The following is a 4,877-nucleotide window of genomic DNA, read 5'->3' on the forward strand; positions in this document are numbered from 1 at the left end:
TGAAGTAGCCCCCAAAATGACCGGACAGGGGCTCACGCTTATGGAAGTGTGTGCCTATGACCGACCGTATGGTGAGTTCTAACGACCCGCCCCGCGCCGAACGCGTCGAGGTGATCACCTCCGTCCAGCGGCGTCGGCATTGGACCACGCAGGAGAAGGTGCGCCTCGTCGAGGAGASCTATCTGCCCGGTCAATCCGTCTCGCTCGTCGCCCGCCGCCACGGGCTGAACGCCAATCAGCTATTCACGTGGCGTCGGCTGATGGAGCGCGGCGCGTTCACGGCCGCCGGKGCCGGTGAAGAGGTGGTGCCCGCCTCCGAGCTGCGGGCTGCCCAGCAGCAGATCCGTGARCTGCAGCGGCTCCTGGGCAAGAAGACGCTCGAGACCGAGATCCTGCGCGAGGCGATGGAGCGGGTCGCCGCCCCCAAAAAGTTGCCCTCGCGCGTGACGGCCGGTGAGCGCTGTGGCCGCAGCTTTGAGCGTGTCGCGCCCGCACCTCGCCTCGTCCAGGCAGGCCTCCCCCGCCTCGAAGCCCAGGGGCCGACGCGGCCGTCCGCCTGCACCCGACACCGCGTTACTCGGCGCGATCCAGGCGCTCATCGCCGATCTGCCGACCTACGGCTATCGGCGCGTCCATGCCCTTCTGCGCCGGCAGGCCGAGCGGGATGGGCGGCCTGCGCCGAACGCCAAGCGGGTCTACCGGGTCATGAAGGTGCACGGCCTCCTGCTGCAGCGACATGTGGGCGGAGCCGAGACGCGCCGTCACGAGGGCAAGGTGGCGGTGGCCACGCGCAANAAGCGGGTCTACCGGGTCATGAAGGTGCACGGCCTCCTGCTGCAGCGACATGTGGGCGGAGCCGAGACGCGCCGTCACGAGGGCAAGGTGGCGGTGGCCACGCGCAATACACGCTGGTGCTCGGACGGGCTGGAGATCGCGGCAGAGAACGGTGAGCGTGTGCGGGTCGCCTTCGCGCTCGACTGCTGCGATCGGGAAGCGATGAGCTACGTGGCGACCACGGCGGGCATCACGGGCGAGGACGTCCGCGACCTGATGGTGGCGGCCGTCGAGCATCGCTTNCTGCTGCGATCGGGAAGCGATGAGCTACGTGGCGACCACGGCGGGCATCACGGGCGAGGACGTCCGCGACCTGATGGTGGCGGCCGTCGAGCATCGCTTCGGGGCGGTCAACCAGCTACCGAGCCTGATCGAGTGGCTGACTGACAACGGCAGTTGCTACGTCGCCCGCGACACKCGCCGCTTCGCCCGCGAACTCGGCTTGATACCGAAGACGACGCCGCTGGAGAGCCCGCAGAGCAACGGCATGGCCGAAGCGTTCGTGCGAACCTTGAAACGCGACTACGTGCGTGTCTCGGTGCTACCGGATGCCGAGAGCGTGCTGTCTTCTTCGACGAACGCCTCTCGACCGCCGTGGNCGCCGCTGGAGAGCCCGCAGAGCAACGGCATGGCCGAAGCGTTCGTGCGAACCTTGAAACGCGACTACGTGCGTGTCTCGGTGCTACCGGATGCCGAGAGCGTGCTGCGCCAGCTCCCCGTTTGGCTGGCGCACTATAACGACCTTCATCCTCATCGCGCGCTCGGCTACCGCTCGCCGCGCGAGTTCATCACCCGATCAACCCAGGAGACCCTGTCCGGTCTTTAGGGGGCAACAACANGACCTTCATCCTCATCGCGCGCTCGGCTACCGCTCGCCGCGCGAGTTCATCACCCGATCAACCCAGGAGACCCTGTCCGGTCTTTAGGGGGCAACAACAGTAGGCAGGCGCACACATCACGAAAGGCGGGCGCCATGAACACCGACCAAGTTGAAGACATGCATCGGGCCCGCGGATCGCTCGTGCGCCAGCGCGACCTGCTCGCCAAGCGTATCGGCGGGATTGAGCTGGCGCCAGTCTCTATGGCCGATGATCTGAGCAAGGTGCTTCTGGCAATCGAGGCCGTGGATCGCACCTTGGCCGACGCAGATCACCCGTACTTCGACGCCGGAAAATGACTGCCGCCGGCGTCATCTTCATCGACGAGAACGGCGAGAGGCCGGGCGTGCGGCGAAGGAAGGGTGAAACTAGGTAAGTCACTATCAAAACTGCAGTTTTTACGCACGATGCAACCAAGATAATCGGAAAACTCAAGCGGGTTTTGAGCAGAGTTTGATGCTGCCCTACGGCTGTACGGCCTTCTCAAACTCGGCTCAAACTGTCGCTGCCTTTGCTAGCTCAGGCAGATTTGATACAAGTTTGACGATACCCTACGGCTGTAGGCCTCGATCAAATCGGAGCGTTCATGCGCCGAGCACTGCTTGATGCCGAAACAGCGTTGAGCCGCATAGTTGGCGGAGTTATCGCGGACGAGTGCGAAGGCCCTACGCTTGATTTTAAGGAAGATCGGGGAAGCTCAGCAGACACAGAAAAGCTTGTGGCTGCCGCTGCGATATGTTTCGCCAACAGCAACGGCGGAGCCATAGTTCTCGGGGTCAACGATAAGACAAAGGGCGTTCAAGCTTTTACGGGAAAAAATATAAGCATAGATCGCATTAAGCAGAGAGTATACGAGCTATCAATTCCGCACTTAGTAGTCGATGTACATATTCCGGTTCTATATCCTAGTCTGCGAATAATACTAGTGCCGCAAAGCCCTGATATACACTCCGATACCCAAGGCAGGGCCACGCAACGCATCAATAAGGATTGCGTCACCCTCGATCCAATGCAGCTTACTCGTCTTCGAGAAGAAAGGCGGGGCATAGACTGGTCGTCAGAACCAAGTGGTCGATATGTTTCTGAGATAAGCGCAGATGTTATCGCGCTGACCAAATCAACCTTGCTAAAATTTAATGACAATCGCAGGGCGCTTGGAACTCTAAGCATAAATGATATCATTTCGGCAATGGATGGGTTCAGTTCAGGCGTAGAATTGAATCGCGCGGCTGCTCTTATGTTCTGCGCCGATCATGAAAGACTGCATCCTGCTCTTGTATACCAATATAGACCCACTCAGGGTGGGGAGCCTACAGCAGTACAGCGGCTTGGCACTCCTTTGATAAGCGCATTTCAGCGAACAATGGAGCTAGTTGCGGCACGTCAATCGTTGACGCCCTTGACTCTTCCGAATGGGCAACAAATTACGATCGAAGATTTTCCTTCTCTAGCCGTTCGCGAGGCGTTATCGAACGGCATATGTCATCGCGATTACCATTTATCTAATTCGGTCATAGTCGAACACTCACCTGTTGCATTTGTTGTCAGCTCGCCCGGGCCGTTGGTGTCAGGCGTAACTCCAGACAATATTATAACAACAAGTTCTAGGCCGAGGAATGCTACTCTTTCGAATATAGCACGGATACTTGGGCTAGCTGAGGAACTTGGCCGCGGTGTAGATCGAATGTATAGAGAAATGATACGTTCTGGGCGTCAGGTTCCAAGGATAGATACAAATTTCGATAGCGTTCGAGTTGTATTAGTTGGCGGAGGCCCAGATACAAATATTGCCAAGTTTGTTGCCGTGCTTCCTGAGCATGAGCAAAGCGATACAGACACGATGCTCATCATATTTCGACTTTGCGCTTCACGAACAATCTCAGCCTCGACCATTGCGGGATGGCTCCAAAAATCGACTGAAGAAGCTGAAATGGTTTTGCGCCGTCTTGCAGGTGATGGTGTTGGCATTCTTGAAACCACACGCGCTACGATTGGCCGAAGTCGAGCAATTTTTAGATTGCGCAGTGAGGCACTTAAAGGACTTGGATCAGCGGTTGTATATCAGAGACGTACAACCGACGAGATTGACAAAAAAATCACCTTGCACGTTCAGGAATATGGACGAATTACGAACAGAACTATTCAGAATATGCTAGATGTTGGCGTTTTTAAATCTAGAGACATAATAAAATATTTGGTCAAAAGAAATATTCTTATAAGAACGTCGACACATGAGCGGGGACCGAAAGTGGAATGGGGTCCGGGTCCAGAATTTCCCCGAGCGAAGGGGAGAAAGCGGGGATGAGCTTCTGCTGCCAACATAGCTTAGGAGACTGCCATCTCACCGGTTATCCTGCCGCCATGCGCATAGCCCTCGCCGCCCTCGCTCTCGAGGAGCTTCAGGTTCGGCCGCCCTCAGTCGTGGGCTTGGTGACCCTGACAACCCCCTTGGGCGTCAGTTTGTACTCCGCGAGGATGGTTCCATCTTCACCTACCGCTTGAACGTGCGACGGCTTGGTCTCATCCAACCGGCCCTTGCCATCCGAATAGGCCTCAAGTCGCTCCGCCGCCATATCGCAGGCTGCTCCGATCCCGAAGAACGGAACCGTTTCGTCGGCTANCATCCAACCGGCCCTTGCCATCCGAATAGGCCTCAAGTCGCTCCGCCGCCATATCGCAGGCTGCTCCGATCCCGAAGAACGGAACCGTTTCGTCGGCTAGGCCAAGGTCGCCAATCTTGACCGAGAACAGTCGGATGACGATCGTTTCAGCCATCGGCGAACTTTGCTCCTGTTTGAGGCTAAGCATACGTCAGCGGGGTGTGGCGCGCGAGCGGTCTCAGTAGCCTCATCCCAACTTGCTATCGGCTGCTTCGGATCCCAACCCCTATCTCGACCAGCTATCGCGATAAAACTCGTCGACACGGTCCAATTTTCTCTTGATTTCCCCTTCGTCGCTGCGTTTCCCAGTTCCGAGATCTACCAGAGAAACATCATGGTAGCCTTTACGAAGGTATTCGCGGGCTTCTTCCATGGCAGATCTATTGGTCTCATGTCTTGTTGTAATGTAACCGATCGGCTGGCACCACGCCCGGTCTGAGCGCGGCGTGCTAAACTGCGCGGATGGCGGTCGACGAGGAGCGCATCGACGAGGCGGTACTCGCCC

General features: G+C 57.8%; 3 protein-coding genes and 4 pseudogenes. 6 read left to right on the top strand and 1 reads right to left on the bottom strand.

Features of this window, described 5'->3' with window-relative positions:
- Nucleotides 1–573: 573 nt before the first annotated feature.
- The 6 genes and pseudogenes from ASG32_RS35475 to ASG32_RS33060 all read left to right on the top strand — a co-directional run.
- Nucleotides 574–794 (top strand): annotated as a pseudogene (locus ASG32_RS35475) (IS3 family transposase); the annotation flags it as partial.
- 1 nt (nt 795) lies between these two features.
- A pseudogene (locus tag ASG32_RS35480) lies at nt 796–1,076 on the top strand (IS3 family transposase); the annotation flags it as partial.
- A 1-nt stretch (nt 1,077) separates the two neighbouring features.
- Nucleotides 1,078–1,432: pseudogene (locus ASG32_RS34765) on the top strand (DDE-type integrase/transposase/recombinase); the annotation flags it as partial.
- A 1-nt stretch (nt 1,433) separates the two neighbouring features.
- A pseudogene (locus ASG32_RS34770) lies at nt 1,434–1,660 on the top strand (integrase core domain-containing protein); the annotation flags it as partial.
- 147 nt (nt 1,661–1,807) lie between these two features.
- Complete coding sequence (locus ASG32_RS29520; protein WP_056533419.1) at nt 1,808–2,011, top strand: hypothetical protein; 204 nt, start codon at nt 1,808–1,810, stop codon at nt 2,009–2,011.
- Nucleotides 2,012–2,298: 287 nt separating this feature from the next.
- Nucleotides 2,299–4,017: an ATP-binding protein gene (locus tag ASG32_RS33060; RefSeq protein ID WP_157862100.1), complete on the top strand. Its 1,719-nt coding sequence runs from the start codon at nt 2,299–2,301 to the stop codon at nt 4,015–4,017.
- A gap of 673 nt (nt 4,018–4,690) precedes the next feature.
- On the opposite strand, the gene ASG32_RS34775 is transcribed toward ASG32_RS33060, so the two are convergent.
- Nucleotides 4,691–4,877: hypothetical protein (locus ASG32_RS34775; protein ID WP_206780043.1), on the bottom strand; the 187-nt coding region annotated here is incomplete at its 5' end.

Source organism: Methylobacterium sp. Leaf361 (assembly GCF_001424445.1).
Lineage (GTDB): Bacteria > Pseudomonadota > Alphaproteobacteria > Rhizobiales > Beijerinckiaceae > Methylobacterium.